Source organism: Nocardioides cavernae, assembly GCF_016907475.1.
GTDB classification, from domain to species: domain Bacteria; phylum Actinomycetota; class Actinomycetes; order Propionibacteriales; family Nocardioidaceae; genus Nocardioides; species Nocardioides cavernae.
In genome coordinates, this window is sequence record NZ_JAFBCA010000001.1 from 4703835 (window position 1) to 4720973 (window position 17139).

A 17139-nucleotide genomic window follows, 5' to 3' on the forward strand; every position below is an offset into this window, starting at 1 on the left:
CCCGCCTATCCGCCGAACCAGCGTTGCGGCACGGGGCGGATGTTGTGCCACACGTGCTTGGTCTCGCGGTACTCGTCGAGGCCCGCCTGCCCGAGCTCGCGCCCGGTGCCGGACTGCTTGTAGCCGCCCCACTCGGCCTGGGGGACGTACGGGTGGTAGTCGTTGATCCACACCGTGCCCATCCGCAGCCGCCCGGCCACCCGCTGCGCCCGACCGGCGTCCTGGGTCCAGACGGCCCCGGCCAGGCCGTAGATCGAGTCGTTGGCGATGCGCACCGCCTCGTCCTCGTCGCGGAAGGTCTCCACGGTCAGCACCGGGCCGAAGGACTCGTCCTGGGTGACCGACATGCCGGTCGTGCAGGCGTCGAGGATCGTCGGGAGGTAGTAGAAGCCGTCGGCCAGGGCGGGGTCCTCGGGACGCGCTCCCCCGCACCGCAGCACCGCTCCCTCGGCGATCCCGCGGGCGACGTACGCCTCCACCTTGTCGCGGTGGGCGGCACTGGTCAGCGGGCCGGTCTCGGCCTTGTCGTCGAAGGGGCCGCCGAGCCGGATCGCGCCCGCCCGCTCGACGAGGGCGTCGACGAAGGAGTCGTGGATCGACTCCTCGACCAGCAGCCGGGCGCCCGCGGAGCACACCTGGCCGGAGTGCAGGAAGACCGCGGTCATCGCGAAGTCGAGGGCGACCTCGAGGTCGGCGTCCGCGAAGACGATGTTGGGGTTCTTGCCACCCAGCTCCAGGGCCACCTTCTTCACCGTCGCCGCGGCGGTCGACATGATCGCCCGGCCCGTCTCCAGCCCGCCCGTGAACGAGACCAGGTCGACGCGCGGGTCCGAGGAGAGCGGGGCGCCAGCGCTCGCGCCGGCCCCCAGCACGAGGTTGGCGACGGCCGCGGGCAGGCCGGCCTCCGCCAGCAGCCGCATCAGGTGGATCGCGGAGTGCGGCGTCAGCTCGCTGGGCTTGAGCACGAAGGTGTTGCCCGCCGCGAGGCACGGCGCGACCTTCCACGAGACCTGGAGGAGCGGGTAGTTCCACGGCGTGATGAGGCCGCACACGCCGATCGGTTCGTGCACGATGCGGCTGACCACGTCGGCGTTCCCGGTGTCGACGACGCGGCCGGCGTCCTCGGCCGCCACCCGCCCGTAGTGGCGGAAGACCGAGACCACGTCGGCGACGTCGTACTGGCTCTCGACGAAGCGCTTGCCGGTGTCGAGCGACTCCATGCGGGACACCTCGTCGGCGTCGCGCTCGAGCAGGTCGGCCACGCGCAGGAGCAGGTCCCCGCGCTCGCGGCCGGAGGTCGTCGACCAGCCGCCGTCGTGGAACGCGCGGTGTGCCGCGGCGATCGCGGCCTCGGTGTCCTCCGCCCCGGCCTCGTCGACCTCGGCCACCAGCGAGCCGTCCGCGGGGCACCGGATCTCGCGCCGGCCACCCGCGGCAGCGCTCGTCCACGACCCGTCGACGTACAGCTCAGGCATTCCGACCACCTCGGCACTTGTTGCGTATGTCGCAACCGGGTGCTCCGAGCGCAACCAGCCACGTTCGCAGGATCCTGCGACGACCCGTGGTCGTCAAGGGCTCAGCGGCGCATGTGCCGACTATCGATGACCCCAACCGAGCCGGTGCGACACCTCACCGGCTGCTTCCTCGAGCAGGGCGATGACCTCGTTGATCCGGTCCGGACCGAGGCGGAACGACGGGCCCGACACGCTCATCGACGCCACCACGTCCCCGTGGGCGTTGCGGACCGGGGCCGCCACGGCCGTCAGTCCGACCTCGAGCTCGTCGATCGCGACGGCGTAGCCCTGGTCCCGGACCCGGGCGAGCTCCTCGCGCAGCTGCGGAAGTCCGGTGATCGTCTGGGCGGTGTACGTCGTCAGCGCGCCGAGCGCCTGCTCGAGCTCCGCCTCGTCGAGGCCGCTCAGCAGGACCTTGCCGTTGCTGGTCGCGTGCAACGGGATGTGCTGCCCGACCCAGTTGTGGGGCTGCAGCGCAGAGGTGCCGGCCACCTGGTCGAGGTAGAGCGCGGACCCGTCGGCGAGCACCGCGACGTTGACCGTCTCGCCGGTGTCGGCGGCGAGCTGGCGGCAGATCGGACGCGCCTCCTGCACCAGGTCGAGCCGGGCCGTGGTGGCGCCGGCCAGGCGGAGGATGCCGACCCCGAGGCGGTAGCGCCCGCGGTCGCCCGTCTGCTCGACCAGCCGGTGTGACTCGAGCGTCGCCATCAGGCGGAACGCCGTGCTCTTGTGGACGCTGAGCTGGCTCGCGATCTCGGTGACCCCCGACTCGCCGGTGCGCGCGAGCACCTCCAGGATGCTCAGCGCACGGTCGACGGACTGGACGCCACCGCCTCCGGCGCCGGTCTCGTCGCTGTTGCGCATGGCGCGACACTAGCGCAGCGGCTGTTGCGTATCGCAAACTCTGTTCCGTCAAGCGCAACATCGAGGGGAGGAAGCGTGAGCGACTTCGTCCTGACCCTGTCCTGCCCCGACCGTCCGGGGATCGTCCACGCAGTCAGCGGCTACCTCGTCGACCAGGGCGCCAACATCGTCGAGAGCCAGCAGTTCGGCGACCGCCTGACCAGCCGCTTCTTCATGCGGATCGGCTTCAGCACCGCCACCCCGACCGACGCCGACCCCCTCCGCGAGGCGTTCGCGCCGACCGCCCAGAGATTCGGCATGCACTTCGAGCTGTGGGCCGCCGACGCGCCCTACCGGACGCTCATCATGGTGTCGAAGCACCTGCACTGCCTCAACGACCTGCTCTTCCGCGCCAGCACGGGGGCGGTGCAGATCGACATCCCGGCCGTCGTCTCCAACCACCCCGACGCCGGTCCGCTCGTCCGGTCGTACGGCATCGAGTTCCACCACGTGCCCGTGACGTCAGCGACCAAGTCCGACGCCGAGGAGCAGCTCATGGAGATCGTCGACTCCACGGGCAGCCACCTCGTCGTGCTCGCCCGCTACATGCAGGTGCTGTCCGACGACCTGTGCCGCCGGCTGTCCGGGCGCGCGATCAACATCCACCACTCGTTCCTGCCGAGCTTCAAGGGCGCCCGGCCCTACCACCAGGCCTTCGACCGCGGGGTCAAGCTGGTGGGCGCCACGGCCCACTACGTCACCGCCGACCTCGACGAGGGACCGATCATCGAGCAGGACGTCCTGCGCGTGGACCACGGCTACGACCAGGACCAGCTCGTCGCGGCAGGACGCGACGTCGAGGCCCAGGTCCTGTCCCGCGCCGTGCGCTGGCACGCGCAGTCACGCGTCCTGCTCAACGGCGATCGCACCGTCGTCTTCCGCTGACCCCTCAGGCAACCACCCGAAGGAGCACCATGCAGTCCGACATCGAGATCGCCAACGCCGCCGTCCTGCGGCCCATCCGCGAGATCGCGGACGAGACGCTCGGCATCGCCGAGGAGCACCTGGTGCCCTACGGCCACCACAAGGCGAAGGTCGACATCGGCTACCTCACGTCCCTGGCCGACCGCCCCCTCGGCAAGCTGGTCCTGGTCACGGCGCTGTCCCCGACCCCGCCGGGCGAGGGCAAGACGACCACGACCGTCGGGCTCACCGACGCGCTCCACGGCCTGGGCCACCGGACGGTCGCCTGCCTGCGCGAGCCGTCCATGGGGCCTGTCTTCGGCATGAAGGGCGGCGCGGCCGGCGGCGGCTGGAGCCAGGTCGTGCCGATGACCGACATCAACCTGCACTTCACCGGCGACTTCGCCGCGATCGCCGCGGCCAACAACCTGCTCGCGGCCCTCATCGACAACCACGTCCACCACGGCAACGAGCTCGACATCGACGTCCGCAGCGTGACGTGGAAGCGCGTGCTCGACACCAACGACCGCGCCCTGCGCGAGGTCGTCGTCGCCATGGGCGGCCACGCCAACGGCTTCCCCCGCGAGGACGGTTTCGACATCGTCGTGGCGTCGGAGCTGATGGCGATCTTCTGCCTGACCGAGTCGTGGGCCGACCTCAAGAGCCGCATCGGCGACATCGTCATCGGCTACGACCGCTCGACGAAGCCCGTCACAGCGCGCGACCTAGGTGCGCACGGCGCGATGGCGGCGCTGCTCCGCGACGCGCTGGCGCCCAACCTGGTGCAGACGCTCGAGGGTGCCCCGGCCTTCGTGCACGGCGGCCCGTTCGCCAACATCGCCCACGGCTGCAGCTCGGTGATGGCGACCCGCGCCGGGCTGCGGCTGGCCGACATCGTCGTGACCGAGGCCGGCTTCGGCGCCGACCTGGGGGCGGAGAAGTTCGTCGACATCAAGTGCCGCAAGTCCGGCCTGCGGCCCGACGTGGCCGTCGTCGTCGCGACGGTGCGAGCCCTGAAGTACCACGGCGGCGTGCCCCTCGCGGACCTCGGCACCGAGGACGTCGCCGCGGTCGAGGCCGGCATGGTCAACCTGCGCCGCCACCTCGCCAACATCCGCGACGTCTACGGCATCCCCGCCGTCGTCGCGGTCAACCGCTTCCCCACCGACACCGATCGGGAGGTCTCGCGGGTCGTCGAGCTGGTCGCCGACGAGGGCGTGCAGGCCTTCCCCGCCACGCACTTCGTCGACGGCGGCAACGGCGCGAAGGGCCTCGCCGAGGGCGTGCTCGCCTCGCTCGCGGAGCCGTCGCCGTACGAGTTCTCCTTCACCTACGACGACGATCTCTCGTTGACGGCGAAGGTGGAGGCGATCGCCACCCGGCTCTACGGCGCGGGGCTGGTCACGTGGGACGCCAAGGCCCGCCGCCGGCTGCTGCGCATCGAGCGCGACGGCTACGCCGAGCTCCCGGTCTGCGTCGCCAAGACCCAGTACTCCTTCTCGACCGACCCGACGTCACTGGGCGCGCCGTCGGGCCACGAGCTGCACGTGCGCGAGGTACGCCTCTCCGCCGGCGCCGGGTTCGTCGTCGTGGTCTGCGGCGACATGATGACCATGCCGGGCCTGCCCAGGGACCCGTCGGCCGCACGCATCGACCTCGCCGACGACGGAACGATCCTCGGCCTCAGCTGACCTCCCGACCAACGCTGGTCGAGGAAGGACGAAGTCCTGTCACGAGACCGGAGCACTGAGCCGGCTCACCTGCGATGGTGGCGGCAGATCGCGGCGCTGGACCCTCGATCCGTGTGATGTGCCGCCACCCCGGGCGTTCGTCCAGGCCGGCCGACCCCTGGGACCGGCGGTCAGTCGCCGAGCTCGGCGCGCCGGCGGATGACGTAGTCCTCGAGCTCCTCGCGGATCGCGTCGTCGAGCGCGGGCTGCTCGTAGTCCTCGAGCGTCTTCTGGTAGGCGACCTGGGCGCGATGGTTGGCGTCGTGCCCGCCGTTCCGCATCCAGCGCTCGTAGTTCTCCGACGACGAGAGCAACGGCCGGTAGAAGCACGTGCGGAAGCGCTCCATCGTGTGCATCGCGCCGAGGAAGTGGCCCCCGTGGCCGACCTCCTGGTGGGCGTCGAAGGCCATCGACGCCTCGTCGATCTCGAGCGGCGTGAACTCGTGGCGGAGCATCTGGAGCAGCTCGATGTCGACGATGAACTTCTCGTAGCCCGCGACCAGGCCGCCCTCGAGCCAGCCAGCGGAGTGCATCACCCAGTTGGCGCCGGCCAGGAAGGTCGGCATCAGGGTCATCAGCGCCTCGTAGCCCGCCTGGGCGTCGGCCACCTGCGACGACGTCAGCCCGCCGCCGGTGCGGAAGGGCAGCCCGAAGTGCCGGGCGATCTGGCCGGTGCAGAGCAGGCCGATGCCGGACTCGGGCGTGCCGAAGGTCGGCGACCCCGACTGCATGTCGATGTTGGACAGGAAGGACCCGAAGATCACCGGCGTCCCGGGCCGGATCAGCTGGGACAGCGCGATGCCCGACAGGGCCTCGACGATCTGCTGCACCAGGGCCGCCGGGATCGTCACGGGCGACATCGCGCCCATCAGGATGAACGGGGTCAGCACGACGGGCTGGCCGGCACCGGAGTACTCGAACTGCGCCTCGAGCATCCGGTCGTCCCAGCGCAGGGGCGAGTTGCAGTTGATGAGCGAGATCGTCGCCGGGGTCTCCTCGATCGCCTCGCGGGATCCGAAGAGGATCGAGCTCATCGCGATGGTGTCAGCGGCGTTGACCCCCGAGACCACGTTGCCCATGTAGATCTTGTCGGTCAGCGTCTGGAGCGCGTAGGTCATGTCGAGGTGCCGGCTGTCGAGCGGGGTGTCGTTGGGCTCGCAGATGACGCCGCCCGCGGAGTCGAGCACCGCGAACGACTGGGCGAGCTTGGTGAAGTTCCGGAAGTCGTCCATCGTCGCGTCGCGTCGTACGTCGCCCTGCCGCACGAACGGAGGACCGTAGACCGCGCCGAACGCCATCGAGTCGCCGCCGATGTGGATGTCGTTGTCGTGGTTGCGGGCCTGCACGTCGAACTCACGCGGCGCCTTGGCGACTTGCTCGAGGACGAAGTCGGGATCGAGGAAGACCGTGTTGTCCTCGACCCGCTGGCCGGCCTTGCGGAACAGCTCGAGCGCACGGTCATCCATGAACTCGACGCCGATCTCGGTCATCAGCCGTCGCCACCCCTTGTCGAGGGTGGCCATCGCCTCCTGGGACAAAACCTCGTAGCGCGGCATCGCGTTGCGGAACACGGGACCTCCTGGGTCGCTCGCGGCTCGACTCCGCTGACCCCCTTGACCTCGGCTCGCGGCGGCTTCTAGCCTCATGATGTGGAACCACGGTTCCACATCATGGAACGCCTGTGAACCCCTCGACCGAAGGAGCCGTCCGTGAGCGAGGCCGCCACCGGGACGCGCGCACTGGACCGCGCCGCCGACCTCGTCGCGACGGTCGTCCACGCCGACGAGCCGATGTCCTTCGCCGAGCTCCAGGACGCGAGCGGGCTGGCGAAGTCGACGACCTCGCGGCTGCTCGCCGCCCTCGAGCGGTCGGGGCTGGTGGAGCGCGTCGGCTCCGGGTCCTACGTCGCCGGCCGGCTCTTCTGGCTCTACGCCGCGCGGCACGACCCGTGGGACGAGCTGGTCCGGCTGGCCCGCCCGGTCATGGAGCGCATCGGCTCCGACACCGGCGAGACGGTCCACCTCAGCGTCGCCCGCGGCGACCGCGTGGTGCAGGTGGCCCAGGTCGACTCGACCTACCTCCTCGGCACCCGCGACTGGACCGAGATCGAGGTCCCCGCCCACTGCTCCGCGCTGGGCAAGGTGCTCCTCGCCTGGGGCGCGCTCGACCTCCCCGAGGGCGAGCTGGAGCGGCTCACCCCGGCGACGCTGCCCGACGCCGACGCCGTACGCCGTGACGGCCGGCGCGCCCGCGACCGGGGTTGGACCGTCACCGAGGACGAGCTGGAGATCGGGCTCACCGGCATCGCCGTCCCGGTCTTCGGCCTCCGCGGCGACGTGGTCGCCTCGCTCGGGATCTCGGGCCCCACGGCCCGGCTTGCCGAGCGGGTCGACGAGCTCGGACGCCACCTGCTCGACCAGTCCACCGCGCTGTCCACGCTGCTGCGCGGCCCCGCCCGAACCGACCCCGCACACCCAGCTGCCCGCACCCAGGAGGTGGTCGCATGACCCCCGAGGACATCCTTCAGGCCCTCTACGACGAGACGCTCGTGGGCAACGCCCCGCGTGTGCTCGAGCTGACCGAGCAGGGCCTTGGCCTCTCGATGGAGCCGCAGACGCTGCTCTTCGACGCCCTGATCCCCTCGCTGGAGGAGGTCGGTGCGCGGTTCGAGCGCGGTGACTTCTTCGTCCCCGAGATGCTCATCGCCGGGCGCGCCATGGCCGGCGCCATGGAGCGGCTCCGGCCGTTGCTGGCCGAGACGGGCGTGGCGACCGTCGGCAAGTTCCTGATGGGGACGGTGAAGGGCGACGTGCACGACATCGGCAAGAACCTCGTGAACATCATGCTCGAGGGCGCGGGCTTCGAGGTGATCGACCTCGGCGTGCAGGTGGCCCCGGAGAAGTTCGTGGCGGCGATCGAGGAGCACCAGCCCGACATCGTCGGCTTCTCGGCGTTCCTCACCACCACCATGCCGATGTTCAAGGCCAACATGAACGCCCTCGAGAAGGCCGGCATCCGCAACGAGGTGATCGTGATGGTCGGCGGCGCACCCGTCACCCAGGAGTACGCCGACGCGGTCGGGGCCGACGGCTACGCCGCCGACGCGTCCCAGACCGTCAAGCGCGCCAAGAGCCTGATCGAGGCCAAGCGCACCAAGGTGCCCGCATGAACACCCCATCCGAATGCTCGCTTCGCTCCGCTTCGCACGGGGACCCCGCATGAGTCCCGCCGAGCCGCTGCGCACGGTCCTGCGCTCGGCCACCCGCGAGGTGGTCATCGGGCACGACACGCGCTTCACCCTCATCGGCGAGCGGATCAACCCCACCGGGCGCCGCATCTTCCAGCAGCAGCTCCGCGACGGCGACCTCTCGGCGATCGAGCGCGACGTCAAGGCGCAGGTCGAGGGCGGCGCCGACGTCCTCGACATCAACATGGGCGTGCCGCTGACCGACGAGCCCGAGCTGCTGGCAAAGGCCATCACGATGGTCCAGGAGCTGACCGACCTCCCGATCTGCATCGACTCCTCGGTCGTCGAGGCGCTCGAGGCCGGCCTCTCGGTCTACCAGGGCCGTGCCCTGGTCAACTCGATCACCGCCGAGGACGACCGCATGGCGGCGATCCTCCCGCTGGTCAAGAAGTACGACGCAGCGATCATCGCCCTGCCCAACGACCACGACGAGATCCCGATGGAGGCCGACAAGCGCGTCGAGCTCACCGGCAAGATCGTCCGCGTCGCCACCCAGGAGTACGGCATCGCCCAGGCCGACATCGTCATCGACCCCCTGGCCATGCCCATCGGCGCCGACACCGCCACGAGCCTGGTGACCTTCGAGGTGATGCGACGCATCCGCGACGACTTCGGCGTCAACATGACCTGCGGCGCCTCCAACGTCTCCTTCGGCATGCCCGGCCGGCACACCCTCAACGGCACCTGGCTCCCCATGGCGATGACCTCGGGGCTGACGAGCGCGATCATGGACGCCCGCACGCCCCACGTGGTCGAGGCGGTCAAGGCGGCCGACGTGTTCCTCGGCCACGACGACTGGGGCATGGCATGGATCACCGCACACCGCGCGAAGCAGGAGGCCGAGCGAGCGTGAGCTCACCCCACGGCGTTCTCCTCCGCCGCTGCGCTCCCCCGGACAACGCCGCGGGGGCCCCGTGACGACAGAGGGGCCCGACTTCTCGCTCGCCGACGTGGCCCGCGAGGGCCTCATCGAGAGGCCGGGCGTCGAGCCCGCGGCCCACGACGGGACCGGCCGTGTCGGCCTCGCGTTCACCGTCATGACCAAGGCCGAGGGCGGGGCGGAGGTCCCCCCGGCGCTGCGCGACGTCCGCGTGCCACCCGGGGTGACCGTCTTCGACGCCGCGTCGTGGAACGGCATCGCGATCGACTCCACCTGCGGCGGCCACGGCACCTGCCACAAGTGCCGCATCCGGGTCACCTCCGACGCCGCGACCCCGATCACCCGACACGACGCGCGCACCTTCACCGCGGCCCAGCTCGCCGACGGCTGGCGCCTGGGCTGCCTGCTCCACGCGACCCGCGACCTCGCTGTCGAGGTCCCTCCGCTGACCACCCGACCGAAGGCCGCGACCGTCGGGATCGGGCGTCAGGTGATCCTGCGCCCGGCCCTCCAGAAGCGCTACGTCGAGCTCGACGAGGCCACCCTCGCCGACCAGCGCACCGACCTCGTACGCCTCACCGACGCCATCGACGACCTCGAGCTCACCGCCGACCTCCATGTGCTGCGCCGGCTGTCCACGGTGCTGCGCGCGGCCGACTTCAAGGTCACCGCGGTCATCCTCGACGAGGCGCTCATCGACGTCGAGCCCGGCGACACCACCGGTGTGCGCTACGCCATCGCGTTCGACCTCGGCACGACGACGGTCGTCGGCACGCTGCTCGACGTCGGCACCGGCACGCCGCTGGCCGTTGCCTCGACGCTCAACGCGCAGCAACCCTTCGGCGGCGACGTGATCACCCGGATCAGCGCCACGATGATGGACCCCGAGGCCCTCGGGCGACTCCAGCGGGCCGCCGGCAGCACGCTCTCCTCGCTCGCGGGGGAGGTGTGCCGCGAGGCGGGGGTGGACCCCGCCCACGTCTACGAGGTGGCCGTCGCCGGCAACGCGACGATGACGGCGCTCGCGCTGGGCATCGACCCGGAGCCGCTCGGCGTCGCCCCGTTCGTGATGTCGGCCGCCCAGCCGCCGTCGGTCCTCGCCTCCGAGCTGGGCCTGAGCCTGCACCCGCGCGCGCGCGCGTTCCTCTTCCCCGCCCTCGGCGCCTACGTCGGTGGCGACATCGTCGCGGGGATGCTCGCCAGCGGGATGGACCGCGACAAGCGCACCCGGCTGTTCATCGACGTCGGCACCAACTGCGAGATCGTGCTCAGCGACGGGGAGACCATCCTGTCCACGGCCGCGCCCGCCGGTCCGGCGTTCGAGGGCGGGGCGATCCGGTGCGGCATGCGCGCCGCCGACGGCGCCATCGAGGTCATCAAGGTGGACCCACACGCCCAGGGCGAGGACCCCGCCGTCACCCTTCAGGTCATCGGCGAGGTCGAGCCCCGGGGCCTCTGCGGCTCCGGTCTGGTCGACGCGGTCGCCGAGCTCGTCCGCGTCGGCCTCCTCGACGCCTCGGGTCGGCTGGTGCCCGAGGAGGACGCCAAGGGCATCGCCCCCGCGCTCGCCGACCGGCTGGCCAGGATCGGCGAGGAACGGGTGTTCATCCTGCACCGGCCCACGCCCGACGCCGAGGCCGCCGAGTGCGTCTACCTCTCCCAGCGCGACGTGCGCGAGCTGCAGTTCGCCAAGGCGGCCATCTCCACCGGCTGGTCCCTGCTTCTCGAGGAGCTCGGCCTCGAGCACCGCGACGTGCAGCAGGTGCTGCTCGCGGGCTCGTTCGGCAGCTACCTCTCCCCCGCATCGGCCGTCCGCATCGGTCTGGTGCCCCAGCTGCCGGTGCTGCGCATCGTGGCCGCGGGCAACGTCGCCGGCGAGGGCGCGAAGATGGCCCTGCTGTCGGTGCGCGAGCGGGCCGGTGCGCTGGCCCTGCTGGAGGAGGTGACCTATGTCGAGCTCTCCGACCGTCCCGACTTCAACGACGCCTTCGTCGACCAGCTCGGGTTCCAGACCCCCTGACCGCAGCGGTCGCACCGCGCTCATCGCCTGCGGCGCCATCGCCCAGCCCGCGGCGGCCGTCGTGGACCGCCACGCCTGGCCCGTCGACGTACACCCCCTCCCCCCGCTCCTGCACAACCACCCGGACCGGATCGCCGACCAGGTGCGCGCGCTGGCCGTCCGGCTCGGGCCGTCCTACGGTCGGGTCGTCGTCGGCTACGCCGACTGCGGGACGTACGGCGCCCTCGACAGCGTCTGCGACGACCTCGGGCTCCAGCGGCTCCCGGGGCTGCACTGCTACGACGTCTTCGCCGGGCAGTCGCGCCTGGAGCGGTTCTTCGACGAGCAGCCGGGCACCTACCTCCTGACCGACTTCCTCGTCCGGTCGTTCGACCGCACCGTCATCCAGGAGCTGGGCCTCGACCGCCACCCCGAGCTCCGCGACACCTACTTCGGCCACTACACGCGCGTCGTCTGGTTGGCCCAGGAGCCCGACGAGGAGCTCGGCGCCCAGGCCGCCGACGCGGCGGAGAGCCTTGGGCTGCCGCTCACCGTGGTGGCGACGGGCGACCACGGCCTCGAGCAGGCGCTCGCCGACCTCGTGCGCTAGGCGTGTCTGTCAAGACTCGGCCGGCGCGCAGCAGGCCATGGACTTGAGAGACACGCCCTAGGCGCCGAGCCGCCGGAGCAGGTCGGTGCGCCAGGCCTCGGTCTCGCCGATCTGGTTGAAGGTGAAGACGTGGAGGCCCTCGACGAGGGCACCCTCCTCGCCGAGGGCCGGTGCGCACTTCTCCAAGAAGCTCTCGCCGGTGAATCCGCCGGGCGCCGCGAGCCGGGCGAACAGGCCCTTGTTCTTGGCAAGGAACTTCGTCGACTCCCCCACTCCGATGCGGGTGGCCATCCCGAGCAGCTTGGCGCGCTCGACCGGCCCCGGGATGCCGAGCAGCAGCGGCATCGCCACTCCCCGGTTGCGGAGCCGGCGGATCCAGTCGCGGACGAGGGCGGGGTCGAAGGTCAGGTTGCTGACGATGTGGGTGGCGTAGTGCCGCTTGTCCCACATCGACTGGACGGTGAGGTCGTCGTTGATCGTCGGGTGGGACTCGGGATAGCCGGTGATGCCGACGTGGGCGAACGGCGACCCCATGTCGCGGAGGTCCTGCAGCAGCGCGAGCGCGTCGGGATAGTCGCCCGCCGGGTCGGCGTCGCCACCGGGCACGAAGACCCGGCTGATGCCCTTGCCGACGAGCCGGTCCGCGATCTCCTCGAGCTCGGTCCGCCCGGTCACCATCCGGGCGGCGACGTGGGGCACCACGACGTAGCCGTGGCCGGTGAGGCGCTCGGCGAGGTCGAAGGTCGCTCCCAGTCCCTTGCCCGGCGACGCCGTCACCGTGACCACGCGATCGCGGGGCAGGTGCTCGAGGACCTTGTCCTCCGTGGCGGCCGTCGGCAGGACCTCGTAGCGAGCGTGCTGGAGGAGCCGGATGAGCGTCGCGGCCGATCGTTTGTTGCGCATGGAGCAACCCATCTCATGATACGCATCAGAAGTGCTCACTGTAGTGGTTCCAGGATCGGAGGAGAAGGGACGCGGGCATGACGAAGGGCGGCCACCCCGGACCGGGGTGACCGCCCTTCGACGGTTGCTGCGGAGCAGCGAGTGCTAGCGGATTGTCACTTGACGGTGACGGTGGCGCCGGCGGCCTCGAGGGCCTCCTTCGCCTTGTCCGCGGCAGCCTTGTCGACGCTCTCGAGGATCGTCTTGGGCGCGGCCTCGACGAGGTCCTTGGCCTCCTTCAGGCCGAGGGAGGTCAGGGCGCGCACCTCCTTGATGACGTTGATCTTCTTGTCGCCGGCGGCCTCGAGGACGACCTCGAAGTCGGTCTTCTCCTCGGCGGCGGCGTCGCCACCAGCGGCACCACCGGCGGCCGGGGCGGCGGCCACGGCGACGGGGGCAGCGGCGGTCACGCCGAAGGTGTCCTCGAACTGCTTCACGAACTCGGAGAGCTCGATGAGGGTCATCTCCTTGAACGCGTCAAGGAGCTCGTCGGTGCTGAGCTTCGCCATGATGGCAAACCTTTCGTCTGTGGCGCGGTCGCGGAGTGCGGCTGCGCCGGGGTTTCAGGTGGTGTACGTCGGCCTGGTCAGGCGTCGGTGGACTCGGCGGCCGGCTCGGCTGCCTCGTCGGTCGCCTCGGGCTCGGCGGCCTCCTCCGAAGAGGGGGCCTCCTCGACCGGGGCGTCCTCGGCAGCCGGAGCAGCCGGCGTACCGGCACCACCTGCGAGGATCGAGGGGTCCTGCTCGGCCTTGGCCTGGAGCGCACCCGCGAGACGGGCGGCCTGGGCGATCGGCGCGTTGAGCAGGTAGACGGCCTGGGAGAGGCTCGCGAGCATTGCGCCCGCCAGCTTGCCCATCAGCACCTCGCGCGACTCGAGGTCGGCCAGCTTGGCCACCTCGGCAGCGTCGAGCGGCTTGCCGTCCAGGACTCCACCCTTGATCACAAGGGCGGGGTTCGCCTTGGCAAAGTCACGCAGACCCTTGGCGGCCTCGACCACGTCTCCATTGATGAAGGCGATGGCAGTGGGGCCGGTCAGCAGGTCGTCGAAGCCTTCGATGCCCACCTCGGTGGCGGCGATCTTGGCCAGCGTGTTCTTGACCACGGCATAGTTGGCGTTCTCGCCGAGGGCACGCCGCAGGTCCTGCAGCTGCTTCACGGTGAGCCCGCGGTACTCGGTCAGTACAGCGCCGGCCGAGTCGTTGAACGAGTCAACGATCTCTGCGACGGCGGCAGTCTTTTCTGCCCGCGCCATGGGTCTCCTTCCGGGGTTGACCACCGGCGTCCGGCCCACAAAGACGAACGCCCTGAGCACAGGCTCAGGGCGTGGATGCGGCGAAGGCCGCTGCTCTGAATCCTGCGCCGGCGTCCGCTCCTGCGAACCTTCGGTCACGGGCGAGGAGCTCGTGACAACCTGCGGTCTCTGGTTTCGAGATGGAACAGTACGCGCCGGGGCGCGGACCAGACAAATCGGCGGAGCCGACCTGCAAACCGGTCAATCCCCCCACGCCGGTCGCCCATCACTGGTCCAATGGCCCCGTGGATCACCAGCTCATGACCGTCGGGGCCTCCCTGGCCCGCAGCGACGAACGCATGCTCACCGGACGCAACGCCGCCGGACGCCTCTGGAAGACCGGCTTCGTGGGTCTCGACCCGCTCATCGGCGGTGGGATGCGAGCCGGCTCGCTGGTGCTGCTCGCCGGGCCGCAGGGCCTCGGCAAGTCGACGTTCGCACTGCAGGTCGCCCGCAACAATGCCGCCACCGGCCGCCCGGTGCTCTACTTCTCCTACGAGCACGACGCCGAGGACCTGACGCAGAAGCTCATCGCGATGGAGGCGGGCGAGCTCGACGACTCCGACCAGGTGCGGGTGAACAGCATCCGGTCGATCTTCGACGACCTCTGGGTGAGCTCCCTGGAGCACCGCCTCGAGTCGGTCCCCGCCGGCGTCGATGCCCTGACCCGGGTCGCGCAGTACTCCGAGATGCTCTTCGTGCACCGCTCGACCGGCACGCGCACCGACCTCGCGGCGATCCAGGCCGCCATCGAGGCGGTGCGTGAGCTGTCGGGCTCGACGCCGCTCGTGATCGTCGACTACCTGCAGAAGGTGAAGTCGAGCCACCCCGACGAGGAGTCCAGCACCACCGAGATCGTCGAGGGCCTCAAGGACCTTGCCATCGACATCGGCGCCCCGGTCCTCGCGATCGCCGCTGCCGAGAAGGAGGCCCTCCGCTCGGGCAGGCGGATGCGCGCCAACGACCTGCGCGGGTCGAGCGCCCTGGCCTACGAGGCCGACGTCGTGCTCGTGCTCAACAACAAGTTCGACATCGTCGCGCGCCACCACCTGACCTACGACCTGGGCAACGCCGAGCGGTTCCGGGAGTACGCCGTCCTGACGGTGGAGAAGAACCGGTTCGGTCGCGACGGTGCCGTGCTGCAGTACCGCACCCGCTTCGACCAGGGCCGCTACGAGCCCGAGGGCTCGGAGGTCAAGGAGCAGCTGATCGACGAGCGGGTCTTCCGGGAGTGAGGCGAAGCCGAATGCGCTGAGACGGCCGAAGGGCGCCAGCACTGCTTGCAGTGCGACGCCCCTCGGCCGTGTCAGTCTGGCGACCCGCCCGCCGTGGCTCACATCCCGGGCTGCTCGGTGACCTGGCTCGTCGGGGGCTCCTCGATCTCGACGTCGGTGCCGAAGTCGGAGTAGGAACCCTCGGTGGTCGTCGTGGTCGGCTTGCCGCCGCCCGCGGCGGGGATCTCCATGGTCTGGGTGAACTTGCGCGGCAGGTCGTCGGCGTCGACCCACATCTCGGTCACCAGCTCGTCGGGCAGCATGTCGGCCATCGCGGCCGGGAACTCCATGGCCTTGAGGTACTGCGTCGGGTCGAGGGTGATCCGGTAGTGGTTGGTCTCGACCCCGTCGACGTCCTCGGCCCCGACGAGCTCGAGCTTCTTCGGCGCCTCCATGGCCTTGAACATGACCTCGGGGTCGGTTGCCTTGCCGATCATCCCGAAGAGCGAGTCCGGGTCGCTCAGGTCGATCTTGAGCCACTTGTCGCCCGTGCCGAGGTCGGGCGACTTCATGTACATCGCCTTGCCGACCAGGATCATCTCCATGGCCTGGGCGCCGGTGCTGGAGGCCTTCATCTCGACGCCGTCGTCGCCGAAGCGGGCCTCGCCCGTCATGGTCTGGGTCTGGCCGGCCGAGCCCGAGGTGGTCTCGAACACGAAGGTCTCCGCCTCGCGCATCGCGTCCATGACCGCCGGGTAGAAGTCGTCGGCGGAGAGCTCGGCGAGCGAGGCCTCGGCCGGCTCCTCGCTCTCGTCGGCGCCGTCGTCGGTCGTCGTACCGTCGTCGGTGCTCTCGTCGGTCGCCGAGCTCGAGGAGTCGGTGGAACCGGAGTCGTCGCTGCACGCGGCGAGCCCGACCCCCAAGGTCAGCACCAGGGCGGCGGAGCCGAGGCGGCGGGCGAGGGACGGGACGCGCATGTGTGTCTCCTGGGACGAGTCGTACGACGATGGCTGCGGCAGGTGTGCCACTGACGTTCTACCCGATGGCCCCGCAGCCAAACGGCGGGAGGGGACGCGGGCGGGACGCAGAACGGCCCGGCCGCCCCCGAAGGGGAGACCGGGCCGCACGGTGCGGGGTGGATCAGGCCTGGACGGCCTCGTCCTCCGACGCGACGTTCTTCACGCGGTTGGGGTCGACCTGGATGCCGGGGCCCATCGTGGTGGAGACGGTGATCTTCTTGATGTAGCGGCCCTTGGAGCTGGCCGGCTTGAGACGCAGCACCTCCTCGAGGGCTGCGGCGTAGTTCTCCGCGAGCTGGGCCTCGGAGAAGGACGCCTTGCCGATGATGAAGTGCAGGTTCGAGTGGCGGTCGACGCGGAACTCGATCTTGCCGCCCTTGATGTCCGTGACGGCCTTGGCGACGTCGGGGGTCACCGTGCCGGTCTTCGGGTTCGGCATGAGCGAGCGCGGACCGAGGACGCGACCGAGGCGGCCGACCTTGCCCATCATGTCGGGCGTCGCGACGACGGCGTCGAAGTCGAGCCAACCGCCGGCGACCTTCTCGATCAGCTCGTCGCCACCGACGAACTCGGCGCCGGCCTCACGGGCAGCGTCGGCCTTGTCGGCGTTGGCGAACACGAGGACACGGGCGGTCTTGCCGGTGCCGTGCGGGAGGTTGACGGTGCCGCGGACCATCTGGTCGGCCTTGCGCGGGTCGACACCCAGGCGCATGACGACGTCGAGGGTCTCGTCGAACTTCTTCTTGGAGCCACCCTTGGCGATCTTGATGGCGGCCAGCGGCGCGTAGAGCTCGTCCATGTCGAACGTCTCGGCGGCCGCGCGGTAGGTCTTGCTGCGCTGCATAGTCTTCTCGTTTCTGTGGTGCGAAGGATGTGGTCAGCGAGCC

General features: G+C 70.6%; 16 protein-coding genes. 8 read left to right on the forward strand and 8 right to left on the reverse strand.

The genetic code is table 11. The features are described 5' to 3' along the window. Positions 1–5: 5 nt before the first annotated feature. Both JOD65_RS22175 and JOD65_RS22180 read right to left on the reverse strand, forming a co-directional pair. Positions 6–1475: an aldehyde dehydrogenase family protein gene (locus JOD65_RS22175; RefSeq protein WP_191194479.1), complete on the reverse strand. Its 1470-nt coding sequence runs from the start codon at positions 1473–1475 to the stop codon at positions 6–8. 120 nt (positions 1476–1595) lie between these two features. Continuing rightward, a complete protein-coding gene (locus JOD65_RS22180; RefSeq protein ID WP_191194478.1) occupies positions 1596–2378 on the reverse strand; it encodes an IclR family transcriptional regulator in 783 nt (260 codons plus the stop codon). 75 nt (positions 2379–2453) lie between these two features. Here JOD65_RS22180 and purU point away from each other — a divergent pair, with 75 nt between their 5' ends. Then, entirely contained in the window at positions 2454–3302 is an 849-nt protein-coding gene (purU, locus tag JOD65_RS22185) for a formyltetrahydrofolate deformylase (RefSeq protein WP_191194477.1), read from the forward strand. 29 nt (positions 3303–3331) lie between these two features. After that, on the forward strand, positions 3332–5011 hold the full coding sequence (locus JOD65_RS22190) for a formate--tetrahydrofolate ligase (protein WP_191194476.1): 1680 nt from the start codon (positions 3332–3334) through the stop codon (positions 5009–5011). Positions 5012–5181: 170 nt separating this feature from the next. Here JOD65_RS22190 and JOD65_RS22195 read toward each other — a convergent pair whose 3' ends face one another. Continuing rightward, complete coding sequence (locus JOD65_RS22195) at positions 5182–6696, reverse strand: trimethylamine methyltransferase family protein (RefSeq protein WP_191194475.1); 1515 nt, start codon at positions 6694–6696, stop codon at positions 5182–5184. A gap of 63 nt (positions 6697–6759) precedes the next feature. On the opposite strand from JOD65_RS22195, the gene JOD65_RS22200 reads away from it, so the two are divergent. The 5 genes from JOD65_RS22200 to JOD65_RS22220 all read left to right on the forward strand — a co-directional run bounded on the left by JOD65_RS22200 (position 6760) and on the right by JOD65_RS22220 (position 11786). After that, a complete protein-coding gene (locus tag JOD65_RS22200; protein ID WP_191194474.1) occupies positions 6760–7557 on the forward strand; it encodes an IclR family transcriptional regulator in 798 nt (265 codons plus the stop codon). Further along, on the forward strand, positions 7554–8219 hold the full coding sequence (locus JOD65_RS22205) for a cobalamin B12-binding domain-containing protein (protein WP_191194473.1): 666 nt from the start codon (positions 7554–7556) through the stop codon (positions 8217–8219). Before JOD65_RS22200 ends, JOD65_RS22205 begins: the two co-directional genes overlap by 4 nt. A gap of 49 nt (positions 8220–8268) precedes the next feature. After that, entirely contained in the window at positions 8269–9150 is an 882-nt protein-coding gene (locus JOD65_RS22210) for a dihydropteroate synthase (RefSeq protein ID WP_191194472.1), read from the forward strand. Between the two features lie 61 nt (positions 9151–9211). Next, a complete protein-coding gene (locus JOD65_RS22215; protein ID WP_204811345.1) occupies positions 9212–11197 on the forward strand; it encodes an ASKHA domain-containing protein in 1986 nt (661 codons plus the stop codon). A 61-nt stretch (positions 11198–11258) separates the two neighbouring features. Continuing rightward, positions 11259–11786, forward strand: coding sequence for a DUF1638 domain-containing protein (locus tag JOD65_RS22220; protein WP_204811347.1), 528 nt, complete (start codon positions 11259–11261; stop codon positions 11784–11786). 57 nt (positions 11787–11843) lie between these two features. Here the strand turns inward: JOD65_RS22220 and JOD65_RS22225 are convergent, their stop codons facing one another. From JOD65_RS22225 to rplJ, 3 genes are all read right to left on the reverse strand, one after another. Beyond that, positions 11844–12689 (reverse strand): methylenetetrahydrofolate reductase, encoded by an 846-nt coding sequence (locus JOD65_RS22225; protein ID WP_204811349.1) that lies wholly within the window; start codon positions 12687–12689, stop codon positions 11844–11846. Between the two features lie 155 nt (positions 12690–12844). Next, a complete protein-coding gene (gene rplL, locus JOD65_RS22230) occupies positions 12845–13237 on the reverse strand; it encodes a 50S ribosomal protein L7/L12 (protein WP_191194469.1) in 393 nt (130 codons plus the stop codon). A gap of 77 nt (positions 13238–13314) precedes the next feature. After that, entirely contained in the window at positions 13315–13980 is a 666-nt protein-coding gene (rplJ, locus tag JOD65_RS22235; protein WP_191194468.1) for a 50S ribosomal protein L10, read from the reverse strand. Between the two features lie 284 nt (positions 13981–14264). Between rplJ and JOD65_RS22240 the strand changes: the two genes are divergently transcribed. Beyond that, complete coding sequence (locus JOD65_RS22240; RefSeq protein WP_191194467.1) at positions 14265–15254, forward strand: DnaB-like helicase C-terminal domain-containing protein; 990 nt, start codon at positions 14265–14267, stop codon at positions 15252–15254. A gap of 98 nt (positions 15255–15352) precedes the next feature. Here the strand turns inward: JOD65_RS22240 and JOD65_RS22245 are convergent, their stop codons facing one another. Both JOD65_RS22245 and rplA read right to left on the reverse strand, forming a co-directional pair. Further along, entirely contained in the window at positions 15353–16210 is an 858-nt protein-coding gene (locus JOD65_RS22245) for an SCO4651 family lipoprotein (RefSeq protein WP_191194466.1), read from the reverse strand. A gap of 163 nt (positions 16211–16373) precedes the next feature. Beyond that, positions 16374–17096: a 50S ribosomal protein L1 gene (gene rplA / locus JOD65_RS22250; protein WP_191194465.1), complete on the reverse strand. Its 723-nt coding sequence runs from the start codon at positions 17094–17096 to the stop codon at positions 16374–16376. Positions 17097–17139: the final 43 nt, after the last annotated feature.

Bases quoted from the DNA above. Each gene is read 5' to 3' on its own strand.
- JOD65_RS22225 (WP_204811349.1), bottom strand. From the start codon at position 12,689: ATGCGCAACAAACGATCGGCCGCGACGCTCATCCGGCTCCTCCAGCAC.
- rplJ (WP_191194468.1), bottom strand. From the start codon at position 13,980: ATGGCGCGGGCAGAAAAGACTGCCGCCGTCGCAGAGATCGTTGACTCG.
- rplA (WP_191194465.1), bottom strand. From the start codon at position 17,096: ATGCAGCGCAGCAAGACCTACCGCGCGGCCGCCGAGACGTTCGACATG.
- rplL (WP_191194469.1), bottom strand. From the start codon at position 13,237: ATGGCGAAGCTCAGCACCGACGAGCTCCTTGACGCGTTCAAGGAGATG.
- JOD65_RS22210 (WP_191194472.1), top strand. From the start codon at position 8,269: ATGAGTCCCGCCGAGCCGCTGCGCACGGTCCTGCGCTCGGCCACCCGC.
- JOD65_RS22190 (WP_191194476.1), top strand. From the start codon at position 3,332: ATGCAGTCCGACATCGAGATCGCCAACGCCGCCGTCCTGCGGCCCATC.
- JOD65_RS22175 (WP_191194479.1), bottom strand. From the start codon at position 1,475: ATGCCTGAGCTGTACGTCGACGGGTCGTGGACGAGCGCTGCCGCGGGT.
- JOD65_RS22245 (WP_191194466.1), bottom strand. From the start codon at position 16,210: ATGCGCGTCCCGTCCCTCGCCCGCCGCCTCGGCTCCGCCGCCCTGGTG.
- JOD65_RS22195 (WP_191194475.1), bottom strand. From the start codon at position 6,696: ATGAGGCTAGAAGCCGCCGCGAGCCGAGGTCAAGGGGGTCAGCGGAGT.
- JOD65_RS22205 (WP_191194473.1), top strand. From the start codon at position 7,554: ATGACCCCCGAGGACATCCTTCAGGCCCTCTACGACGAGACGCTCGTG.
- JOD65_RS22180 (WP_191194478.1), bottom strand. From the start codon at position 2,378: ATGCGCAACAGCGACGAGACCGGCGCCGGAGGCGGTGGCGTCCAGTCC.